This is a genomic window from Ruegeria sp. TM1040 (assembly GCF_000014065.1).
Classification (GTDB): Bacteria; Pseudomonadota; Alphaproteobacteria; order Rhodobacterales; family Rhodobacteraceae; genus Epibacterium.
This window is the reverse complement of record NC_008042.1, coordinates 60542-81183: the sequence shown is the minus strand read 5'-3', so window position 1 is coordinate 81183 and position 20642 is coordinate 60542. Positions and strand designations below refer to the sequence as shown.

Sequence of the window (20642 nt, the reverse complement as noted above, 5' to 3'; positions counted from 1 at the left end):
CGCAGTCGTGAAAGGCGTTTCTCGACCGTCGACCTGTCTACACACTGAGCACATGGACAACCTCCAAATGCGTGACAAAATTTCAAGATACTCGAGTCCGCAACGCTTTAGCAGAATTGGCTATGCAATCGTTATCCTGACCTTCGGGGTTCTTGGAGGTTGGGCGGCTTACGCACAAATTGACTCAGCGACTGTTGCACCGGGTATCGTCGAGCTTGAAGGTAATCGTAAGGTGGTTCAACACCTTGAAGGTGGGATCATTCAGACGATCCATGTCAAAGAAGCTGAAAGTGTTTCCCAAGGCGATGTTCTCGTTACTCTCGAAAGTGTAGAGGCTCGCTCAAATGTTGAACGGTTCCGAAACCGTTTAGAAGAAGCCATGGCAATTGAGGCCCGGCTCTTAGCCGAGCAAGCACTTAGCGAAGAAATCGATTACCCTGAGAGCCTAACGTCAAATCCCTCTCCGGCACTCAAGAATGTACTGGATCTTCAGAGCACGATTCTTGCAGATCGTTTGGCTATCTTTCGCTCTGAGCAGGAAATCCTGCAGTTCCGGATTGAGCAGCTAGAAGGCCAAAAGGCAGGTCTTGCTCTTCAAAAAGACGCATATGAGCGACGATTGAAACTGCAGAGCGAGCTTGTTGAACGTTTGACCCGCGGTGCGGAGAGCGGTGTCATTGAAAACAACGTTCTCACTGGGCGAAAAGATGCATTGATTCAAGTCGAGGCCTCCCTAGGGGAAGCAATATCAGATGAAGCTCAAGTGGGGGTTGCTATTTCAGAGGCACGCCTCAATCGGCTTAAGTTGTCGCAGGAGTTCAAAGAAAGGGCCAACCGAGAGCTTCGAGATATTCAGACCGACCTCAAGGAAATACGTGAAAATCTCACGGTAGCCCAAGATATCTATTATCGTACCGAGATCCGGGCGCCAAGTGATGGAGTGGTACAAGATATCCGTGTGACAACTGAAGGGTCTGTTATTCGACCAGGCGAAATTCTGATGGAGATTGTTCCACCTGATGACAATTTACTTATCGCAAGCCGTGTATCGCCGCTGGACATTGACAATGTTGTGCCAGGTCAAGAGAGCGAAGTACGATTCTCTGCCTTTAAGGCGAAACTGACACCTGTTGTGTTGGGCTATGTGGAAAGTGTCTCTCAAGATATCATCACGCCAGAGCGTAGTGATGAGGAACCCTATTATTTGGCTCGAGTTCGTGTTCCAGAGGAGAATATGAGCGAAGAGATGCGACAAGGCCTGACAGCCGGAATGCCTGCCGATGTTGTTATCGTAAATGGTGAAAGAAGTGTCTTGAACTATCTTGTCTCCCCTCTGACAGACGCGATCGCTTTGTCGTTGAAAGAAGAATGAGCACGGCTTTGAGGTCACAGCTTGTTCGTGCCTGTATCCTTGAGTAGAGGAGGGGCACAGCACACCAACAGGGCTTCATCGCATGCAGACCTACTATTTTGATATCACGGATATCGTTCTCTACGTCAAAAAAGAAACGACAATATCTGGGATACAGCGCGTTGCTCTGGAAGTTATTAGGCGTGCAGTAGGCAAGCTCGGATCTGAGCGCGTCAAGGTAGGCATGTGGGACAAAGGTTCTCAAAGCTATCTGGCGATGGATGCCGATTTCCTTCTTGAACGGGAAGAATTTGACCCAGATTTTCTAGCTGCTGCTTTGCTGGGGAAGGCTGTGCGCAAGGTGCAAACAGTACCCAGTATTCTTACCCGGTATCGCAACCAGCGCGCGAAATACTTGTATCATTGGCTGCGAGCTAACCTGGAAGAATACAAGCGAAACCATCGTTATTTTGAGCGACGCGGCACTACTTTAGAAGGCTGGGTGCTCGAGAAAGAAAGAGCCCATAGAAACTCAAAGGAGCTGCCGGTTCTCGCGCCTGCAGCATCGGTACAAAAGCGGGTTCCGCTCGAAGACGTGGCGCAATCAGGCGACCGTCTGATTATTTTAGGTGCGACTTGGGGGCTGCAAGACCTCAACGACCATCTTATTGAATTAAAAGAGAAACTTGGAGTTGAAGTTGATCTCCTTATTCACGATCTAATCCCGCTGGTCGCGTCAGAACATCTTGCGGATGATTTTTCTGAGACATTCTACCGCTGGCTGGAGGGATCTACTCTCTATTGTTCGCGTTATTTTGCAAATTCTCAGAACACAGGGAAGGATTTACGATGCTTCCTAAGCGAAATTAACTCCGACCTTCCAATCGATGTTGTGCCGTTGGCACAAGCACTGGGAGATGGCCCTGCGGCCCTAGATACTCAAAGCTTTAGATCCAAACTGAACGCGACAAAGGGTGTGCGCAGATCGTTTCTGAACATGACAAAGGTACCGTATGTTCTCGTTGTTGGTACGCTTGAAACAAGAAAGAATATCTGGCGTTTAGCTCAGGCCTGGCAGCAACTCATACAAGATCCTCAAGTAGAACCTCCGCGCCTAATTTTTGCGGGGAAGAAGGGGTGGTACATCGATGAATTTCTGGATTGGATGAAGGCGAGTGGAAATCTTGATGGCTGGATTAGTATCGCGGATAGGCCGACTGACAAGGAATTAGCCTTCCTCTTCCACAATTGCGTATTTACAGCAAACGTCTCCACATATGAGGGATGGGGTTTGCCAGTGGGAGAAGGCCTAAGCTTCGGCAAAACAGGTGTTGTCGCCGAAAATTCCTCACTGACAGAGGTCGGTGGAGACATGGTCGAGTACTGTGATGCTCATTCGATCAGTAGTATTCGAGACGCGTGTAAGCGCTTGATCATGGAAGATGGTAGGCGAACGGAGCTAGAGCAACGGATTAAGAACACGCAGTTACGTAGTTGGGATGATGTGACCAACGATTTGCTGGAGTACCTTAACTAGAATATTCGCGTCTGTTGTATGGGTGAACAACCTCTCTAAGGAGAAGCCTAAGTCTCGGCCGTTAGCGCGAGAGGCGAGATACCGCAGCTACGATATCTTCGGCTACATTATCCCAGGTTCGCAATTTGGACTTGTGCTCTGAAATACGCATGCGCAACTTCGTCGAAAACGCAGAATCCGTGAGTAGGCGGCGAATGTATTCTGCCAGTTCATCTGCTGCGTCAGGATCAAAGTACAACCCTAAATCGCCGCAAACTTCTTCAAGCACAGGAGCCGTAGAGCATATAGCAGGTGTGCCACACCAGAGAGCCTCTCCCGCTGGCAAACCCCACCCTTCCATGCGGCTTGGCATAATGACCGCTGTGGCGTTTTCATAAAGGGTTACGAGATCAGTTTGATTTGGGTTCTCGTAAAAGAGCACCAGATCCCGAATGCTATCACATTCCGCACTTGCGACATAAGTTCGTGTGCGCCCCCTAGGCGCACCGGCCAAAACCAGTTTCGGCAATGGGCTACCTGTTCTCTGTAACACACGCAAAGCTTCGAACACAACGTCTAAGTTCTTACGGCCCAGCATTGAGCCGACAGTCAAAATATATGGAGTATCGGGGGGAGCTTGCTCTGCGGGTTCTGTCCCTATCGGGCACTGATGTACCAGGGGGACGGCAATGATTTCGGGCACTGCCGGCAACACATCGCTCTGCGAAAAATCTATAATTTCTTGGCGCGTAAACTCGGATACTGACAAGAGGCCTTTTGCCCTCTCGATGACGAACCTGTTGTCGCCGACAAAGTTCTTCGGAAAGCTTGCCCTTTGATGATGAAAATCATGCAGGGGTATCATGTCATGCAACATTGGGATGACGTCACATGACACGCCTTGTTTCGCCATAGCGCACAAAATTTCAGTGATCACTTTGGGGCGGGAGCAGGTGACAAACGTCTTACCCGCCATCTCTATTTGAGGCATTCCAGGCGCAATCTCATCCCAAAACAACCGATTTTTCCGGTCGATCAGCGGTCGAATTGCTGACAGAATAAGGTCTCTAAGCTTCGACCTGCTATAGTGATGGCTGCGCATACGAATTTGCCGAATGCCCGCAGGAACGTTTAGCTCTACACTGCCGTCTTCGCGTATTTCCGGAAAGACCTCAAGTAGTCCCCGGTGGCCCTGCGAGAAGACAGCGAACCGAATGGACGCGTCCAGCTTCCGAAGCGCGATACCAGCTTCTGCAGCTACGCGTGCAATGCCATAATACCTAAGTTTACCAGTCGAAGCCAAAAGGACTTCCGTTAAGTCAAAAACAATCTGCGGCTTTACCATAGTGTTTGGGCTCGACATAAGATCTCTAATTCAGCGTCCAGTGTTGTTTGCTCGGCTAGACAGCTAAGAGGGGTCGAAACGCATGTTGCTACCCACTGCTCGCCAGTTCCTTAGCCAAATCAAGCTAGAGCACAAACCTCTGAAAGACTTTGGGCAACGATTGAGTGTAGCTTGAAGCACAATTCCCGCGGTCACACAATCAGTTCCCTAAGCAAGAGCTATGACCTGTGGCCTGTCCCGTCAGGTTCTTCATTCATAACGAGAGCCTGTAGACTAGGGATACTCCTGCGGAGTGAGACAGGCGAGGCTCGAATGGGCAATGGTGATCGTAGTGTGCCAGCAAGAGAGATGTTTTGCTGAACCCAAAGCTGCAGTGCAGCGAACTCGCGTATCTGGTTTCGGTGGCAGAGAACGTTTGATTCATCAGCGTACTTCTGACGTGAGCGCACTGAAGGCGCTACTGCAATAACGTGTGTATGGAGATGTGTCGCCCCAAGGAATCCTGATCCTGGAACCGAACGGCAATATGTACAAAAACCGACTTTAGGTTTCCTGAAGTTTCAGAGACATAATTTAACATAAACTTCATTATGCGTAGTTATACTTGATGTTGCGATAGTATATTATCGTATGTATGCTGGACTCCTGTCACGGAGGTTTCGCAGCATGCACTATCTGATCAAGAAGCTCCTCCCCTCGGTCGCAGTCGCTTTGACCGTGACTGGTCTTTCGCTGCCGACGCCCGCACGCGCGCAGACCTATCCGATCGACTGCGCGATCCTCTTGTGTCTGTCTGGCGGTTGGCCGGCTTCAGTACCATGCGCCCGGGCTCGCGCCGAATTCATTCGGCGGATTACCCCTTGGCCGGTGGAACCGCCACTGCAGATCTGGCGCTGTCCCATGGGCGCCTCCTATGAGAGCGATCGGCAATCAAACAACGCTGGCCGCATCTTTGAAGCCTTGTACCGACCCGATAGCCGTCAACCGCTCCAATCCTTACGAGTCGACGATGTCATTCCCACTGACCGAGCCCTCCGGCTCGTTCAAGATCGCGCGGACATCGATATCAGTGGACCTGAGTTCAATTTCGTGCGGTCCATCCGCATCTTTGATGTTCGCTATGCCCGGCAGCACGAATCTGGACGTAACAGCGACTGCAACCGTAGCGCCACCGTGGTCCTCGGCACCTATGGGATCCAAGGCGATTTTTCCTGGCAACGATCTTCAATAACTGCCCTGCCGGAGGCCCATGTCGGTCTTGAACGTTGGGGCCAGAATTGCCCGGGTATCTACCACCGATCTGTCTTCGTCGATTGGCGTGACTATGAGGGCAATTACGGGTTTGAGCAGGTGAACTACTAAAGCCGACTAAGACAGCATTGGCATTCATCCGTGTCTGCCCAAGTACTCGGAGCTACTCAATCACCGGTCGTTCGCTGCTGTCGATGCCAAGGTCAGCTGAGCGGGACCTTGTTTCCGTTCGTCCGAGTGATCTAAATGGCCGCTTTGTTTCAAGGCATCAGGTATCTTTGGCGGAGCGCGACTTGAGCCACGTCAAGACGTTGGTCGTCGGCGCATTGTTTTTGGCGGTTCGCGGCATGAGGACATAGAAGTCATTTCTGTCTGGGGCCCAGGCTTCGCCAACCTCGACCAAACGTCCGGCTGCAAGGTCATGAGCAACCAGAAACCGGCTTACCAAGGCCACTCCTTGCCCTGCGATAGCTGCATCTACCGCAAGAGACGTCTGGCTCAGACGAAGGTGCCGAGCAGACTGGTCCTGTACGCCCAAATGCGCCAGATAGCTGGGCCATAGGTCATGGGCGTCATGGACCTTCGGCTGTTTGGCAAGGGTTTCTGGATCAAGAGGAGTGCCTCCCTTGTCCGCAAGCTTTTGCGCGGCGACCGCGACTAGCGATTGCTTGAATAAAAGGGTTACGTCCAGTGATGCGCCAAACGGCGGCGATCCTTGGCGCACTGCAAGGTCTATCCCGTCACTATGGAAGCTGGAAACTTTTTCGGTCGCCATGATCCGCAAATCGATGTTCGGATGTGCTGTAGCGAAGTCGGGAAGATTGGGAATCAGCCATTTCGCAGCAAAGGTTGGCGTGACACTGATGAGAACTTTATTCGGCTCTGGCTTCAACTCGGCAGTTGCGGCTCGAAGGTCTGCGAACACTCCGGCAATCCGGTTGTGATAGCTGCGCCCGACTGGCGTAAAAGCCAGGCCCTTCGGCACCCGTTCAAACAAGACCACATCAAAATGCGCTTCGAGTTGTCGCACCTGCTGCGCAACGGCCCCTTGCGTGACACCCAACTCATCAGCGGCTGCACGGAAACTGAGGCGGCGGCCTGCTGCATCAAAAGCACGCAAACTGTTGAGCGGGGGAAGTTCGGTCATTCTGTAATAGTAATTCTACTGTCATATAACATCAATTCTGAATCCAAGTTTGCCAAAAAATGCACGATTTATGCCTCAAGCAAGAAAGGATGATCGATATGACAGTAGAAAAAGTAGCTCTGATTACGGCGGGTGGCAGCGGCATGGGCGCGAACGCTGCGCGCAAATTGGCAGATGATGGGTTCAAGGTTGGCATCCTGTCTTCGTCTGGCAAGGGCGAAGCGCTTGGCGGTGAACTTGGCGGCTTTGGCGTAACGGGCTCCAATCTTGATGGAGAAGCGCTGAACGAATTGGTCGAGGGTGCGAAGGATCGTTGGGGCCGCATTGATGTCTTGGTGAACTCTGCTGGCCACGGACCAAAAGGTCCGGTTCTCGAGATCAGTGACGAGGATTGGCATCAAGGAATGGAAGTCTACCTGATGAACGTTATCCGTCCGACAAGGCTGATCACACCTGTGATGCAAGCGCAGGGCGGCGGGGCGATCATCAACATCTCAACCTTCGCGGCATTCGAACCCGATCCCCTTTTTCCAACGTCTGGCGTCTTCCGGGCCGGACTTGCCGCATTCACAAAGCTCTACTCGGATAAGTATGCATCAGAAAACATTCGCATGAACAACGTCCTTCCGGGTTTCATAGACAGCCTGCCTGAGACCGAAGACCGCAAAGCACGTATTCCAATGGGACGTTACGGTTTCGCCTCGGAGGTGTCTTCTCTCATTTCGTGGCTCGCCTCGGAAAATGGTGGCTACATGACGGGACAAAACCTGTGTATCGACGGAGGGTTAACCCGTGCCGTCTGATACCTTGGCCCTTGTATCGACGCGCGAGCGCCTTGTCTTCGCGGTCAAGTGGGGCGCATCCGCCGTTCAGATCATGGGATACACTGCAACGGGGTTTGGCTGGACACCTTGGAATCTCTACTTGTTTCTTTTCGGAGTCGTAGGGTGGTTCGCCGTCGGCGCGCTATGGAATGACAAGGCGCTCATGCTTGTACACCTTGTCGCACTCGGCGCAATGATTGCCGGTATGGCAAGCGGGTGATGAGCGAAAGCAGCCATTTGGGCACTGTGCAGCATTCAGGAGGTATGGGCTCAGAGTCCGCATTCGCCGCGTACGCCCCCGATGTCCGGTATGCCGACCGGCCGCGACCATCAAATATGAACTGGCGGCTAGCTTTAGAGCCTATCCGCCTTCGCCGCCTCCAATCCGCTTCAAACGGTCAAAGTCAATTTCTAGCTTCTGTTCATGACTTATGTCCGGCCAAATCGCCGAAACCGGCTTGGGGCCATGGACGCCCCACATCACAGCATGCCCACCTGTGCTCCAGCGATACACCCAGCCAACAATACTACACCCATCGGTCCCGATAAGGTTCGCGATGGCGATGCCGTCACCATGCTTTTCATTCAATGCTCAAAGACTTTCCACACCTAGGTGCCAAACTGTTGGCATACTCATAAACAACATTCATCAGCTCGCATGTTTTACCGACAAGGGTGTAGACAAGCTGATCCTTTCGAAAACCACCTAGGGACAAGGCCGCTGAGGTAGGGCAACTTAGCCATTCTTCGTTTTCAGATGTGTGGTCGGACTCCGTGGCGGCTTCGACGATCGCCAATATCTTGAAAGGGTCAAACCCAATGGGACGGGAGAATGCGATGAGCTCAACGACGTTGATCCGGCGCGATACGCTTTCAGCATGTACCACTCATGATTAGTGATGTCTGCGTTTGACTGCCAGTTCTGTTTGGCTGAGGTTCGCTTTATTCCGGATCTCGAGCAACGCCAGACACAAAGCCTTCTGACCTTTGCTTCTGATTGTTTTCGCCACGCGCCACATGTCTTTTGTGACGTCGCTTTCCAGTGAAATCCACATTCCCTAAAGTGGATGAGTGGGTGCATTATCCGTACCTGGTCTCCACGAACTAGAAGGCTGATGCATTCCCAGTGGCCCATCAATCCCCCACCAGCTCCAGGAACCGACCGTAGTCCTGACTGACTTCACCGGCTTCCTCAAAAGCACGCGCACGCTCCCGCTCGAGGCAGTGGAAGTATTGCTGAACGTCCTTGATATAGGCCTCAAAGTCGCGCCGAATGATGTCAGCGAAGTCACTGCTTGCTTGCGAATCGCTTGGGACGAATGGCCGGACAGGGGCGAGACAAGACCCGGCCTGGCCTGCAACCATAGCGGGTATCAAAAATGCTAATAGACGTGCAATAGCCGACAAAAACAACCTTAGGTTTTCAATCACCCTATTTCCCTTGATAGACGCTAACAGCAGTGCCTAGAGTTTGAGTAGCTGAGATACAGCCGCAACTCTCAAAATATACCTTGCGGTACATAATATACTATCGTAACTCTGGGCTTCAAGCGAGAATGCCCGGATGTTGCGCGTTTTAAGAAAGCGTGAGCCGGGCCATGAACTGGGACATCGAAGCACCAAATGTGGTTACGGAAGCACGTTTCCGCGAACTCGTGGAAAGCGGCTATAGCGCTGAAATCCTCTGCCAAGAGTCGGCACATAAGAAGGGCCCGAGTTACTACGGGGTTTGGATTATGCGCGCCGTCTCTGACGAGGGCATTGAAAAGCTTCTCGTCACTGCCCGTACTCGCACGACCTACAACGACATCAAGATCCGTGAGTTTAAAACCATCACGGGCGTGGTCTCTTTCCTCATTGGCATTGGCTTCTCCCATGCCGATGTCCCGCTCGAAGAAGGCCAGCGGACAACACACAAGCTGGCTGCGACCGACAAAGGCGGCAGCAAGTAGCCTTCTCCTGTTCTGGTTTCTCGCCGGCTCAACCTCTGCGCAGATGGTGCTGGTCATGGAGAGCGATGGCTCTCTGACCCCGTCCCGCTCCCAGGACAGCTTTGCCCGCAACTACAATGACGGGATCGGCCAGGAGTCCGCGGCTGATGAGCTGGCGATCCTCGGTGAGACTGACCTTGGGCCAGACGAAATCCAATTGGCAGCCCTTGCGCGGCCCGTTCCCCTGCCCCGCGCCGATGTTCTCACGGCTATCGAAACCACCGCCCTGCGCTATGCCGGACATCCTGGGCTGCGCCGCGCGGGGCTTTCCGTGACCGATTGGCTGGCTCTCTATCGGGCTAATATCGAGGTTGAGAGCGCCTATCGACAGGATGCGATCTCGAGCGCGGGCGCTATAGGCCTTGGTCAATTGATGCCCGCGACGGCGCGCGATCTGGGTGTTGACCCGCGTGATCCACTTCAGAACCTCGATGGTTCCGCCCGCTATCTTGCAATGATGCTGCAGTCGTTCAGCGATCCGCGTCTTGCCCTCGCAGCCTACAACGCCGGACCCGAAGCTGTGCACCACTACGGCAGCATTCCCCCCTACCGAGAAACCCAGAACCACTTGACCCGTGTCATGACAGTTGTGGCCCGATTGAAAGCACCAAATTCATGAAGCACATTTCACACCTATTCGTCGCCTCTTTGGCGCTCTTCCTGCTCATTGCCGAACCCGCCCTTGCGCAAAGCATCGATCTCTCGCCGATTCAGAGCCTTCTACAGGGTATCGTCGATGCGTTGACCGGCCCGCTCGGCGTGGTGATCGCCACGCTTGCCGTGCTGGGCGTTTTCCTCAGCTGGTTCTTTAACATCATCGATCTGCGCCAGGCGCTCTGGGTGCTTGTGGGCATCGCCGGCGTCGCTGCCGCCCCCACCATCGTCGCCGCGGTTTTCGCCGGTGGCTGAGCGCTCGCCTCTCTTCCTCGGCCTCGTGCGCCCGCCCAAGCTTTTGGGCTTGCCCATCATGTACGCGATGGTCTGGCTCTTCGGCTCAGTGCTTCTCTTCGTCTGGATCCAACACATCGTGGTGTTGGGCGTAACCGCCTTTCTCTATCCAGTGCTCTGGAAAGCCGCCGACTGGGATCCGCGTTTCATCGACGTGATGATGACCGCGCTGCAGGAGACGCCCCCCACGCGAAACCGCTCCATCCATGGCGGGGACAGCTATGCCCCGTGATGACGCCCGTAAAGATGCGCTCGATCTCCGCACGATGACACCGGACTGGTATAGCCGCGAAACCCGCCTCGCGCATATGCTGCCCTATGTGAGCTTAGTTGATGACCAGACCGTGCGGACCCGGGTCAACGAGCTTTTCCAGTGCATCCGGTTCGATGGGGTCAACAGCTACACCACAGATGATACCTATCTCGACAAGGTGACCGCGCTCTTTGCTCGGATCATCGCGCAGCTGGGGCCGGAATTCAGCTACTACGTCCACAAGGTCTCAAAGGCGATCAAACCGGATCTGGACCCAATTCGTAAGGACAGCTTTGCTGGAGAAGTTGACCGTCTCTGGCGCAAGAAACTGGAGACCAGCGGCCTGCGCGACAAGACCCTGACCCTCACCATCATTCACCGCCCACCCCCCAAAAGCGTCCTGCCCTTCTTGAACCGCAGCGCTCCGAACCGGCTGAAGAAGGCAACTGAGAAACGCCTGCGCCGATTAGGCGAGGCCGTGAACGTATTCCTGTCAGGCTTGAGCGAGCTGAACCCGCGCATTCTCTCTGCTGAGACTGGCGAGTTGATCGGCTTTCTGGGGGCTCTCAATACTGGCCAGGAACTGCCGCTCTATCCGGCGAACACCTATGGCTTCCTGTCCTTCAACGCCGCCAACACGCGAGTGACGTTTCAAGGCGATCACTTCGAGCTCTCCGAAGGCGTCGTGGGACACCGCTACGGCAAGAGTTTCACCATCGGGGAATACTCGGAAGGCACCTCCTGCACCATGTTCGACATGCTGAACCTGCCGGTCGACATGATCGTCACGCATTCCTTCACGCCGATCAATTCGAACCTCATGGCCGGTCGGATCAAGCGCCAGAAGCGCCAGATGCAGGCCAGCCAGGACGCGGCCCTCTCGCTGATGGAAGCCCTCGACATCGCCGCCGATGATCTCGAGGCCAAGCGCCAGAGCTTTGGTGAGCACCACATGGTGGTGACAATCTTCTGCGATACGCTCGACGAGCTGCAGACGCTGAGCGCCGAGATCGTCAACGCCGCCGCCGCCGAAGGTGTTAAGATGATCGGCGAGCGGGTCGCCGCCAAGGCGCATTACCTGAGCCAGCATCCGGGCAACCAACCGAAACGCGTGCGCGCCAGTGCGATCACCAATCGCAACTTCGCAGATTTCGCGGCGTTCCATCGGACCCAGCTCGGCAAGCCGGCAGGGAAAACACCCTGGGGCAAGGTCATCACCTATCTGCCCACACCCGAACAAAGCGCCTACCGGTTTTCCTATCACGAACAGGGTAGCCCCGAAAAAGAGCCGACCAGCGGGCATACGCTCATCATGGGACGGCCCGGGTCGGGCAAGTCGGTGCTCTCGGCATTCCTCATGACGCAGGCCCGTCGAGCAGGGGCGCGGATCTTCGTCTTCGATTACCGTCTCGGTATGGAGATGGCGGTCCGCGCCAATGGCGGGCGCTACGCATCGCTTAAAGCCGGGCAGCCCACGGGCCTCAACCCGCTCTGGACCGAGACCGATGCACGCGGCACCGCCTGGCTGTCGGACTGGCTCGCCACGCTGCTTTATCGCGCCGACAAGCCCCTCACACCCGCGCAGACCAACCGCATCCAGGAAGTTGTGCGCCAGAACGCGCAGGCCACGAATCCGGCCTTGCGGAACTGGCGGGATTTCGCGTCGCTTTTTGTGTCCACCGATGATGGCGGCGATTTGCACCAGCGCCTGCTCGAGTGGACCGAAGAGGGCCGCTACGGCTGGATTTTCGGGCAAACTCTGGAAGACACCTTCTCGCTCGAAGGCGATGTGGTAGGCTTCGATCTTACCGGCATTCTCGACAGTGAGGCCGAGAAGGAACGCATGGCGGTCCTCTCCTATCTCTTCCGCCGGGTCGAGCGGGAGATCGAAGACCGCCGTCCCACCATCATCGTGATCGACGAGGCGTGGAAGGCGCTCGACAACGCGTATTTCGCAGAGCGGCTGTCTAACTGGCTCGTGACCGCGCGCAAGCAGAACACCGTCGCGGTGATGATGACGCAATACGCCAGCCAGCTCGAGCGCACCCGGACCGGCAAGACCATCGTCGAGGCGGTGCCCACGCAAATCCTGCTCCCAAACATCCGCGCCCATGCCGCCGATTACGCGATGCTGAACCTCTATGAGAAGGAGCTCGACGTTCTTCTCAACACCGGCAGCGACAGCCGCCTTGCGCTCATCCGCGACGACCAGGGATCCATCGTCGTCGATGCCGATCTGAGCGCCCTCGGACCCAATCTCACCATCCTCGGCGGCATGGAAACAGGCGAGGCCCTCGTCGGTTCCGATTACCGCAACCGCCCGGACTTCTGGAGGCTTTCATGATCCGCATATTTCTAGCTTTGGCCGCGCTCGGCGTGCTGGCTTCCTGCGCTCAATACCAGGAACCAAAGGCAAACTGCTTTACTTTCCTCGCCTCGACGGCCCCCGTCGCGCCAGATTGCACCTTCACGCCCGTTGGCGCGCCGGAGGGCGGCATTGAAGTCTAAACTGCCCCATATTCTCGTGCTTTGCCTGCTGCCCGAAATCGCCCTTTCCCAAGGCGTGCCGACCAATGACAGCGGGCTTACTGCACGTGACATCGTCGAGACCGGTGACCGGGAGGCAGACCTTGCCATCCAGGCTAACAAGCTCTCCGTGCGCGAACTTATCGCTGAGATCGAGCGCGAACAGCTGGAAACACTGCAGCGCATCCTCGATGCCCAAACCAGCTTCGGCGGCCAAGGCCTACCCGCGATGGTTTCAGGGCTGGAAAACGGAAGCGGCGATCCAGCCCGTTCCGTCGAAGCGGTCTATGGCAATGCCGAGATCGACCCCAATCCCGGCGGCGCACAGATGTTCGGGGATGCGGCAGAAAACATCGAGCAGCTCATCATCCGCGTCGCCCAGGAAACCAGCGGGTTTGCGGGCGTCGGCCGCGCGGGCCTCTCCCCAGTCCAATGGCGAGCGCTGCTGCAGGCTCTCATCTGGCAGGAAAGCCGCTTCACCATCGGCGCCCGCTCACCGGTCGGCGCCTTTGGCCTCACCCAGATTATGCCCGGTACGGCCAGCGATCTCGGCATCAACCCGGAATATTATGACAGCCCCTACCTGCAGGTGCATGGCGGCGCGCGCTATCTCGCCACCCAACTCAACACCTTCGATGGCAATATCATCAACGCGCTCGCGGCCTATAACGCCGGACCCGGTCGCGTGTTCGAATATGGGGGCGTGCCACCCTTCCGCGAGACCCAGCACTACGTTCAGGTCATCCCCGAACGCTACAATCTCTACCTGGGCCGCATCGGCGGGATCGAAGCGCTCGGTACGATCGACCCCGCGCTTCTGGCAAATGCAAACCTCTCCCTCACGGGTCATGGGGCGGCCTTTTATGGCAACAACTCACCCGCTGCGATCAGGCAGGCCGCCCTGCGCATTGCGGACATCGTCGAGCGGATTTCCGACACCGAAGACGTGCAGGAAAGCATCGCACTCAACACCTATGCACGCGCCGAAATCGTGCGCCTCGTGGCTGCCCGCGTCCGGCTGCAGGCCGCCCGCACCCGGCTGCTCTCCGCCGAAGAGCTGGCCCAGGCCAGCGCCCGCATGGCCAAAGGCGCGTTCATGGATTTTACGATTAGGGAGATAGACTGATGAGAGATTTGCTCGTGAGGATGGCATTGGCCACGACGCTTGGGATCGGTCTGCATCTCGGCACCCTGTCCGCTGCCGTGGCGCAAGGTGTGCCGGTCGTCGACACCCAGAATATTGCGCAAAACATCCAGCAGCTCCGGCAGATGATCGAAGACGAGATCCTGCAAAACGAGCAGCTGACGCAGCTCCGCGAACAGCTTGCCACACTCACGGACCAACTCGCGGAGCTGCAACGAACCTACGAAGCACTTACCCGTCTTGCTGAACTTCCCGAAATCATCCGCACCGAGATGGAGGATGAGCTGAATGGCCTTCTCGACCAGGAGTTCGGGGACATCCTCGCCACCATCGAGGCCATCAAGACAGGCGACTTCTCCGACCTGTCCGGCTCCGGTGCGGGCGAGATCGAAACCCAGATGGACCGGGTGCTAGCCGATCTCGGATTTGACGACGACACCCTCTCCGAGATGGCCACCAGCGGAAATCCCGGGGCCAATCGTGTGGCGACACAAGCGACGACCGGCGCGCTCGTCTCGGCAGCTGCCCAGAACAGTTATGAAGACGCAGGCCAATCGCTGGAACGCGTCGACAGGCTGGTCGGTCTCATCGACGACATGGACGAACTCAAGGAAAGCATCGACCTCAACACGCGGGTGACGGCGGAACTGGCAATTGCGCTCGTCGCCATGTGGCAGCTCGAAGCGGTGCAGACCGTGGGCGACGGCACAGGCGGCGTGATCGATGCCGCAACTATCGCCGAGGAGCAGCGGTTTATGGACTTCACGCTGCCCGAGTTGCGGGCAGACTGATCAAGGGTTGTGACAGGTGGCGAGTGAACAAGAAATCATCGAAGAAGAGCTGGTCTATGGTGCGCTGCGCCGCGAACGGCTCTGGCAGCGCCTTGGGCTCATCGGGCTCATCTTCGGCATTCTCGGATGCCTGAGCGCGGCGACTGTCGCAATTCTCGATGTCGATCCGCCGCCTGTGGTCGTGCCCTATGATCCCGCAACCGGCTTTGCACTCCCCGAAGCCTCGGTGGGCGCCTCCTCGGTGACCGCCAACCAGGCGATCATCGAGGCGGAAGTCTTCCGCTATGTGACCGACCGGGAGGTCTACAACCAGCTAGACAACGATCTGCGCATCCGCAGCGTCCTGCGCCGCTCGGACGGAGCTGCCGAGAGCAGGCTGCGCCAGATCTGGAACAGCGCCAACGAGAATTATCCGCCGACGGTCTATGGCCCCAATGCCAGGCTTGATGTCGAAATCCTCAGCATCAACCGGATCGGCACCAACCGCGCCACGGTCCGACTGCGCAAGCGCCTGACGTCAATCAATGGCGTTCAGACAGGCCTTTTCACCGCCACGCTTCTCTTCGAGTTCCGCCCCGAGACCCGCCGCTCCATCGATGAGGTCTGGACCAATCCCTTCGGCTTCACGGTCCTCGAATATTCCATCCGCTCCGACAGATTGGAGAATTGAATTTGTTCCCAGTTCGACTTTTCTTCTTGCTGATAGCCCTGTTGCCCGGCCTCGCCCTTGCCGAAGCCATCCCGCGCGGCGGTCCCAATGACAATCGGGTGCGACTGGCCACATACCAGGAAGGTCAGGTTTATCGCCTCAATGTCTCGCTGACCCATGTGACCACCATCGAGTTCGGGGACGGCGAGAGCATCCGTTCGATCATCGCAGGCGACACGGAAGGCTTCGAGATTGACGGCGTGCCGGGCGGGCAAGCCTTCGCGATCAAGCCCGTCGCGCGCGGTGTCCATACCAACGTGACCGTCTATACCAGCCGCCGCAGCTACTATTTCAACGTCCAGGAGGTCCGCAGTCCGACCTTTTACGTGGTGCAATTCCGCTATCCGGAGGACGATACGCGCCCGACCCGGGCCATCGCCGCCCAAGCGCCGAACTACAATTACGGCGCCAGCGCGCGGACCGAGTTCACCCCGACCCGGGTCTGGGATGACGGGACCTTCACGTATTTCGAATTCCCTCGGAACGCGCCCGTGCCCGCAATCTTTCGTTACGCGAATGGCCGTGAACGGACGGTCAACACGCAAGCGACCGAGAATGGCGTGATCCGGGTTTCCGGGGTGAACAGGCAATGGGTGTTGAGGATCGGGGAAGAGGTGGTCTGTATCGAGGCCACACCACCTGCGGGGGTAGGCTCATGAGCGATACCGGAAACGCGGACCTCGAGAAACGTCTCGCTGCCCTGGAGCAAGGCAAGGGCGCTGGTTCGCCCCCTGCCCCACGGCGCTCACCGCTGCTCGCTTTGGTCGTCGTCCTCGTGATCGGCGCGGGCGGTGCGTTGCTGTATCTCCTGTCCCGACCCGAGGAAGAGGAAGCCCTTCTCACGGCCACGCCGGACGTGTTCCAGAACGAAGGCGACGGGTTCGGCGCCATCGAGACCTTGCCCCCGCGCGAGCCCGAGGTTGTGTTCGTCGCACCCGATCCGATCGAACCCAATGCTGAGCTTTTGGCGCGGATCACCGCCCTGCAGGCTCAGATCGAGGAATTGCGCAACGCCCCTGAACCGGTCGTCGAGGAAGACACCGCCGCCGCCGAGGCGATCGACGCGCTGACCGCTCAGATCGCTGCGCTGCAAACCGCGTCGGAAGCCGCGCAACAGCAGTTTCGCGATGAACTCACGGCGCGCGATCGCGAGCTCGAGCAACTCCGCATGGACCTCGAACTTGCGCAGCTCGAAGCCAACCGCCCCCTTCCGGCACCCATCGGCCCCACCGAGGACGAGTTGCGCGCGCGGGAAGAAGAACGGCTGCGCCGCGAGGAAGAAGCACGACGGCTCGCGGAACTTGAACGCCGCGCCGCGGAGGAGCGCGCGTTTCAGGAGCGCCGCATCACCTCGCCCACCATTGCCTTTGGTGGCACGTCCGGTGCGAATGAGACGGCGCTGACCGAGCGCACCTTTGGCGAAGTGACGGATTTCGTGTTGAACGGTGCGCTGCCCTCCACCGTGACGCAGGCAGAAGTGATCGCCAATCCCTCCAACACCATCATTCAGGGCACGATGATCCAGGCCGTCATGGAAACCGCTCTCGATAGCGCCCTGCCCGGCCAAACGCGTGCTGTTGTCTCGGAAGATGTCTTTAGCTTCGACGCTTCCCGCCTCCTGATCCCACGCGGCTCCCGTCTCATCGGGCGTTATCGTTCGGGGGTCGATATCGCGCAGCGCCGGGTCACCATCGCCTGGGACCGGGTCATCTTGCCTGACAACCAGACGATCCAGATCAGCTCATTCGGGGGCGATGAACTTGGCCGTTCCGGCGTGACCGGCTTTGTCGACACCCGGTTTGATGAGCGCTTCGGCTCAGCGGCGTTGATTTCGCTGATTTCCGCCGCGCCAAGTGCCGCCGCTGCAAATGTGCAGGATGAGACCGCAGCGGATGTGCTCGAAGACGTGGGCGATGATCTTGCCGATGCTACGGACAGCGTGATCGGCGATTACCTTTCGATCGGTCCCGTCATTTATGTGGACCAGGGCGCGCGCGTCACGGTGATGGTCGACCGCGATCTGGAGATTTTCTGAGCCCATGTCGCTGAGCTATCTCCAGACCTCGCTTGATCGGATCGACGCCGCCGCCCGCGACGATGTTATCGAGATCTGCATCAATCCCGATGGCAGCTGCTGGGGTGAATTCCAGGGCGATCACTTCATGCGAAAGCTGGACCAGGCGTTGACCGCAACGGAAGTGAAAGACCTCGGCAACCAGATTGCCTCCTCCGCAAACACCACCATGAGCAAGGACCGCCCCATCGTCTCGGTCTCAATCACTTACAAGGGTCGCCCGATCCGCGCCCAGGTTATCACCCCTCCTGCAGTGCTCTCAGCCATGTCCATCAGCCTTCGGTTCTTTTCAAGCTTGCCGCTCGACGGGATCGCACTCGACTTTCTCTATGGCAAGGAACGCAAGCTTGAAAAACTCCGCCTCAAGAAAACCCGGGAACTCCGCGAGGTGGTGGCGGCGGGTGTGATCGATGATGCCCTCGCCTTCTGCGTCGACAACAAGCTCAACATGATAGTCTCGGGCGGCACCTCCACCGGCAAGACCGTCGCCGCGCGCAAGATCCTCTCTCATGTGCCTGCTGACGAACGCATCGTCACCATCGAGGAAGCCGCCGAGCTTCTGCCGACCCAGCCAAATGCCGTGACGCTCATCGCCAATCGCGACGCGGAATTCCAGACCGCCGATGTGCTGCTCACTGCCACGCTGCGCATGCGCCCCGACCGGATCATCCTGGGCGAGGTGCGGGGAAAAGAGGCCATGACGTTCCTCGAGGCGATCAACACAGGTCATGGCGGGTCAATGACCACGCTTCACGCCGAAACCCCGCAACTCGCCGTGCAGCGCCTCGCAATCGCCGCGCTCAAAACCGAGATCCCGATGACCTATGCCGACATGATCCAGTACATCGAGAACTCCATTGACGTGATCATCCAGGCCGGGCGCCATGACGGCCGACGCGGCATCACAGAATTCTACCTCCCCGGCGCAACCGAGATCGGAGTTTCCCAATGAAAACCTTTGAATACGATATCCTGTCCTTTCCCTTGACCCGCAAAACTAGTCTTGCCGACATGCGGGTCAGCCTGAGTGTGAAGGGGGCCGAAGGCTGGGAGGTCGTGTCGATCAGCTCCTCGGAATTCGCCAATGTGGGACACACGGTCTTCCTGAAGCGTGAGACCACACCCGCCGGAGCCACGGTATGAGGCAGGTGGGCTGTACCCTCGTAGTGACTGCGCTGGTCCTAGGCCTGACGTCGGCATCCGGCTTCGCTGAGCGCAATCTGGTGCCGACCCTCGAGCGCAGTTTCGACGTCTGTTCAGACCGGCCCGCCGAGCCCGTCTGGATGCAAGAAATCCCCCTGCGCCAAGCCTATCAACGCGTGTTGGTCCAAGACATCTACCGCGCCATGAACCTCGAGCGCATCGTCGAGACCGAAAGCTGCGACTGTGAAACCCGCTTCCCCTCTTGGGACGCGGCCGAGGCGGAGTTTCATGAGCAGCACGCGAGTGACGAACGCTGGAAAATGCTGGAAGCATCCGACGCCTACAATCGGCGCGCCAACGACGTTCGTCTCGAGGCTAAAGCCATCTGCGAAACCGCGGGCAATTGGTAAGGCAGCCCCGTTATGAGCGTCGTCACTTATTTCGTTGAAACCTCCCAGGGCTATCTCGACACCGCAGCAGAAACCCAGTTCGGGTCGGTCGCGGCAACGGTCGGCACGCTTCTCGTCCTGGGAACAACGCTCGTGGTGATTCTCGTCTTCGTGAACATGATCTACCAATACAAGGCGATGGACGGCCGCACGGCCTTCTGGCTCGCGGTCAAGATCGGGTTGATCGGGATATTTGCAACCAACTGGGTGCAGTTCAACGCGCTCTCCTCCGCCATCCTAGCTGGCATCGACAGCATTGCGGGGGCGCTCGTGGCTTCGGTCGGCGGTGGAACTCCTGGCCCTTCTGGAACTTTCTCCGAAGAATTCGACCGTTTGATCGCCGAGTTGGGGGACTACTTGAACGCCGCAGGTTCAGAATTGAACTGGATGGCCGGCGCCATGCTCGACATTGTCGGGGTCCTCTTGCTCTCGATCCTCGGCGGGCTGGCCGCCTTCATCCTTGTGGCGTCCCGCCTGATGATCACACTTCTAATCGGGATCGCGCCGGTGATGATCTTCCTCACCCTCTTCGAGGTGACCAAAGATTACTTCGCACGCTGGCTGTCGGCACTGGTTTCCTTTGCACTCTACCCAATCGTCGTCGCAGGGGTATTCGCAACGATCACTGGCGTCTCTTCCGCTCTGATCGGTGAGCTTGGCGACCCGGAAGGGGCTCCAAACATAGGCGCGCTCATCCCCTTCTTCATGATGGTCCTCATGGCCAAGGGCTTCATCATTGCCACGCCCTTCATCGTCCGCGCGATCTCCGGAAACATCATGATGCCCGCCCTCTCCGGTGGTCTCAGCGGCGGCTACAGCTTTGCCCGCGCCGCAATGGGCAGCCAGCAGGCCTACAATCGCTACCTGACCGGTGGGGCAAGCGGTGCGGAATATGCAGCCCTCAGAGCGCGGCAGTTCTTCGGTATGCAAGCGTTGCCAAGCAGATCGAACTCAGCAGGCAGACCAACAGATGTGCCAGCAAGCAGTGTGACTGGAACCGGTACCCGTATGCTGGCACAGCTTTCAAGGTTGGGGCGTCTCGGTAAACGGTAACAGCCCACTGCAATCACTCATCCTCAAGACCCGCTGCGGCGCAGCGTTACAACGCTAATATTGGTCTGCTTCACAACGAAATCAGTGCATAGCCGCACGTATTATGGAGACAGACGTTGTTCGCCAA

Annotated in this window: 23 protein-coding genes; 20 read left to right on the top strand and 3 right to left on the bottom strand. The window is 57.2% G+C overall.

Annotated features, from left to right (window positions below; all coding sequences use genetic code 11):
* The first annotated feature begins 67 nt into the window (after positions 1 to 67).
* A complete protein-coding gene (locus TM1040_RS00360; RefSeq protein ID WP_254658795.1) occupies positions 68 to 1372 on the top strand; it encodes an HlyD family type I secretion periplasmic adaptor subunit in 1305 nt (434 codons plus the stop codon).
* An 82-nt stretch (positions 1373 to 1454) separates the two neighbouring features.
* Positions 1455 to 2888, top strand: a complete 1434-nt coding sequence (locus TM1040_RS00355) for a glycosyltransferase (protein WP_011536610.1) — start codon at positions 1455 to 1457, stop codon at positions 2886 to 2888.
* Positions 2889 to 2949: 61 nt separating this feature from the next.
* On the opposite strand, the gene TM1040_RS00350 is transcribed toward TM1040_RS00355, so the two are convergent.
* Positions 2950 to 4230: a glycosyltransferase family 4 protein gene (locus TM1040_RS00350; protein WP_011536609.1), complete on the bottom strand. Its 1281-nt coding sequence runs from the start codon at positions 4228 to 4230 to the stop codon at positions 2950 to 2952.
* Positions 4231 to 4878: 648 nt separating this feature from the next.
* Here TM1040_RS00350 and TM1040_RS00345 point away from each other — a divergent pair.
* A complete protein-coding gene (locus TM1040_RS00345) occupies positions 4879 to 5574 on the top strand; it encodes a hypothetical protein (protein WP_254658794.1) in 696 nt (231 codons plus the stop codon).
* Between the two features lie 157 nt (positions 5575 to 5731).
* Here the strand turns inward: TM1040_RS00345 and TM1040_RS00340 are convergent, their stop codons facing one another.
* Positions 5732 to 6610 (bottom strand): LysR substrate-binding domain-containing protein, encoded by an 879-nt coding sequence (locus tag TM1040_RS00340; RefSeq protein ID WP_011536607.1) that lies wholly within the window; start codon positions 6608 to 6610, stop codon positions 5732 to 5734.
* A 98-nt stretch (positions 6611 to 6708) separates the two neighbouring features.
* On the opposite strand from TM1040_RS00340, the gene TM1040_RS00335 reads away from it, so the two are divergent.
* Positions 6709 to 7413: an SDR family oxidoreductase gene (locus tag TM1040_RS00335; protein WP_011536606.1), complete on the top strand. Its 705-nt coding sequence runs from the start codon at positions 6709 to 6711 to the stop codon at positions 7411 to 7413.
* Positions 7403 to 7654, top strand: coding sequence for a DUF6552 family protein (locus tag TM1040_RS20435; RefSeq protein ID WP_011536605.1), 252 nt, complete (start codon positions 7403 to 7405; stop codon positions 7652 to 7654). The genes TM1040_RS00335 and TM1040_RS20435 overlap by 11 nt, the downstream gene beginning before the upstream one ends.
* A gap of 914 nt (positions 7655 to 8568) precedes the next feature.
* On the opposite strand, the gene TM1040_RS00320 is transcribed toward TM1040_RS20435, so the two are convergent.
* Positions 8569 to 8799: a hypothetical protein gene (locus TM1040_RS00320; protein ID WP_044026403.1), complete on the bottom strand. Its 231-nt coding sequence runs from the start codon at positions 8797 to 8799 to the stop codon at positions 8569 to 8571.
* A gap of 233 nt (positions 8800 to 9032) precedes the next feature.
* Between TM1040_RS00320 and TM1040_RS00315 the strand changes: the two genes are divergently transcribed.
* The 15 genes from TM1040_RS00315 to TM1040_RS00250 are packed head-to-tail and all read left to right on the top strand — an operon-like array spanning position 9033 to position 20515.
* Positions 9033 to 9386 (top strand): hypothetical protein, encoded by a 354-nt coding sequence (locus tag TM1040_RS00315; RefSeq protein WP_011536601.1) that lies wholly within the window; start codon positions 9033 to 9035, stop codon positions 9384 to 9386.
* 43 nt (positions 9387 to 9429) lie between these two features.
* Positions 9430 to 10044, top strand: coding sequence for a lytic transglycosylase domain-containing protein (locus TM1040_RS00310; protein ID WP_011536600.1), 615 nt, complete (start codon positions 9430 to 9432; stop codon positions 10042 to 10044).
* Positions 10041 to 10334 (top strand): TrbC/VirB2 family protein, encoded by a 294-nt coding sequence (locus tag TM1040_RS00305; protein WP_011536599.1) that lies wholly within the window; start codon positions 10041 to 10043, stop codon positions 10332 to 10334. The genes TM1040_RS00310 and TM1040_RS00305 overlap by 4 nt, the downstream gene beginning before the upstream one ends.
* Positions 10327 to 10605, top strand: a complete 279-nt coding sequence (locus TM1040_RS00300; protein ID WP_044026402.1) for a type IV secretion system protein VirB3 — start codon at positions 10327 to 10329, stop codon at positions 10603 to 10605. The genes TM1040_RS00305 and TM1040_RS00300 overlap by 8 nt, the downstream gene beginning before the upstream one ends.
* Complete coding sequence (locus TM1040_RS00295; protein ID WP_011536597.1) at positions 10595 to 12970, top strand: type IV secretion system DNA-binding domain-containing protein; 2376 nt, start codon at positions 10595 to 10597, stop codon at positions 12968 to 12970. The genes TM1040_RS00300 and TM1040_RS00295 overlap by 11 nt, the downstream gene beginning before the upstream one ends.
* The gene (locus TM1040_RS20155; protein WP_011536596.1) at positions 12967 to 13134 is read left to right on the top strand and encodes a hypothetical protein; all 168 of its coding nucleotides are present in this window, start codon (positions 12967 to 12969) and stop codon (positions 13132 to 13134) included. Before TM1040_RS00295 ends, TM1040_RS20155 begins: the two co-directional genes overlap by 4 nt.
* Positions 13124 to 14278: a lytic transglycosylase domain-containing protein gene (locus TM1040_RS00290; protein ID WP_011536595.1), complete on the top strand. Its 1155-nt coding sequence runs from the start codon at positions 13124 to 13126 to the stop codon at positions 14276 to 14278. Before TM1040_RS20155 ends, TM1040_RS00290 begins: the two co-directional genes overlap by 11 nt.
* A complete protein-coding gene (locus TM1040_RS00285) occupies positions 14278 to 15087 on the top strand; it encodes a type IV secretion system protein (protein WP_011536594.1) in 810 nt (269 codons plus the stop codon). The genes TM1040_RS00290 and TM1040_RS00285 overlap by 1 nt, the downstream gene beginning before the upstream one ends.
* 16 nt (positions 15088 to 15103) lie before the next feature.
* Positions 15104 to 15757 carry a virB8 family protein gene (locus TM1040_RS00280; RefSeq protein ID WP_011536593.1) on the top strand — a complete coding sequence of 218 codons (654 nt, stop codon included), beginning with the start codon at positions 15104 to 15106 and terminating at the stop codon, positions 15755 to 15757.
* 2 nt (positions 15758 to 15759) lie between these two features.
* Positions 15760 to 16455 (top strand): TrbG/VirB9 family P-type conjugative transfer protein, encoded by a 696-nt coding sequence (locus TM1040_RS00275; protein WP_011536592.1) that lies wholly within the window; start codon positions 15760 to 15762, stop codon positions 16453 to 16455.
* The gene (locus TM1040_RS00270) at positions 16452 to 17831 is read left to right on the top strand and encodes a TrbI/VirB10 family protein (protein WP_011536591.1); all 1380 of its coding nucleotides are present in this window, start codon (positions 16452 to 16454) and stop codon (positions 17829 to 17831) included. The genes TM1040_RS00275 and TM1040_RS00270 overlap by 4 nt, the downstream gene beginning before the upstream one ends.
* A gap of 4 nt (positions 17832 to 17835) precedes the next feature.
* The gene (locus tag TM1040_RS00265; protein ID WP_011536590.1) at positions 17836 to 18822 is read left to right on the top strand and encodes an ATPase, T2SS/T4P/T4SS family; all 987 of its coding nucleotides are present in this window, start codon (positions 17836 to 17838) and stop codon (positions 18820 to 18822) included.
* Complete coding sequence (locus tag TM1040_RS00260) at positions 18819 to 19013, top strand: hypothetical protein (RefSeq protein ID WP_011536589.1); 195 nt, start codon at positions 18819 to 18821, stop codon at positions 19011 to 19013. The genes TM1040_RS00265 and TM1040_RS00260 overlap by 4 nt, the downstream gene beginning before the upstream one ends.
* Positions 19010 to 19423 (top strand): hypothetical protein, encoded by a 414-nt coding sequence (locus tag TM1040_RS00255; RefSeq protein ID WP_011536588.1) that lies wholly within the window; start codon positions 19010 to 19012, stop codon positions 19421 to 19423. Before TM1040_RS00260 ends, TM1040_RS00255 begins: the two co-directional genes overlap by 4 nt.
* 12 nt (positions 19424 to 19435) lie before the next feature.
* Positions 19436 to 20515 (top strand): type IV secretion system protein, encoded by a 1080-nt coding sequence (locus tag TM1040_RS00250; RefSeq protein ID WP_011536587.1) that lies wholly within the window; start codon positions 19436 to 19438, stop codon positions 20513 to 20515.
* Positions 20516 to 20642 lie beyond the last annotated feature (127 nt).

What these genes read in the sequence shown, in the direction of transcription:
- TM1040_RS00345 (WP_254658794.1), top strand. Translation starts at nt 4,879, where the DNA reads ATGCACTATCTGATCAAGAAGCTCCTCCCCTCGGTCGCAGTCGCTTTG.
- TM1040_RS00295 (WP_011536597.1), top strand. Translation starts at nt 10,595, where the DNA reads ATGCCCCGTGATGACGCCCGTAAAGATGCGCTCGATCTCCGCACGATG.
- TM1040_RS00315 (WP_011536601.1), top strand. Translation starts at nt 9,033, where the DNA reads ATGAACTGGGACATCGAAGCACCAAATGTGGTTACGGAAGCACGTTTC.
- TM1040_RS20155 (WP_011536596.1), top strand. Translation starts at nt 12,967, where the DNA reads ATGATCCGCATATTTCTAGCTTTGGCCGCGCTCGGCGTGCTGGCTTCC.
- TM1040_RS00255 (WP_011536588.1), top strand. Translation starts at nt 19,010, where the DNA reads ATGAGGCAGGTGGGCTGTACCCTCGTAGTGACTGCGCTGGTCCTAGGC.
- TM1040_RS00355 (WP_011536610.1), top strand. Translation starts at nt 1,455, where the DNA reads ATGCAGACCTACTATTTTGATATCACGGATATCGTTCTCTACGTCAAA.
- TM1040_RS00320 (WP_044026403.1), bottom strand. Translation starts at nt 8,799, where the DNA reads ATGGTTGCAGGCCAGGCCGGGTCTTGTCTCGCCCCTGTCCGGCCATTC.
- TM1040_RS00265 (WP_011536590.1), top strand. Translation starts at nt 17,836, where the DNA reads ATGTCGCTGAGCTATCTCCAGACCTCGCTTGATCGGATCGACGCCGCC.
- TM1040_RS00270 (WP_011536591.1), top strand. Translation starts at nt 16,452, where the DNA reads ATGAGCGATACCGGAAACGCGGACCTCGAGAAACGTCTCGCTGCCCTG.
- TM1040_RS00310 (WP_011536600.1), top strand. Translation starts at nt 9,430, where the DNA reads ATGGTGCTGGTCATGGAGAGCGATGGCTCTCTGACCCCGTCCCGCTCC.
- TM1040_RS00285 (WP_011536594.1), top strand. Translation starts at nt 14,278, where the DNA reads ATGAGAGATTTGCTCGTGAGGATGGCATTGGCCACGACGCTTGGGATC.
- TM1040_RS00305 (WP_011536599.1), top strand. Translation starts at nt 10,041, where the DNA reads ATGAAGCACATTTCACACCTATTCGTCGCCTCTTTGGCGCTCTTCCTG.
- TM1040_RS00335 (WP_011536606.1), top strand. Translation starts at nt 6,709, where the DNA reads ATGACAGTAGAAAAAGTAGCTCTGATTACGGCGGGTGGCAGCGGCATG.
- TM1040_RS00360 (WP_254658795.1), top strand. Translation starts at nt 68, where the DNA reads ATGCGTGACAAAATTTCAAGATACTCGAGTCCGCAACGCTTTAGCAGA.
- TM1040_RS00260 (WP_011536589.1), top strand. Translation starts at nt 18,819, where the DNA reads ATGAAAACCTTTGAATACGATATCCTGTCCTTTCCCTTGACCCGCAAA.
- TM1040_RS00350 (WP_011536609.1), bottom strand. Translation starts at nt 4,230, where the DNA reads ATGTCGAGCCCAAACACTATGGTAAAGCCGCAGATTGTTTTTGACTTA.
- TM1040_RS00250 (WP_011536587.1), top strand. Translation starts at nt 19,436, where the DNA reads ATGAGCGTCGTCACTTATTTCGTTGAAACCTCCCAGGGCTATCTCGAC.
- TM1040_RS00340 (WP_011536607.1), bottom strand. Translation starts at nt 6,610, where the DNA reads ATGACCGAACTTCCCCCGCTCAACAGTTTGCGTGCTTTTGATGCAGCA.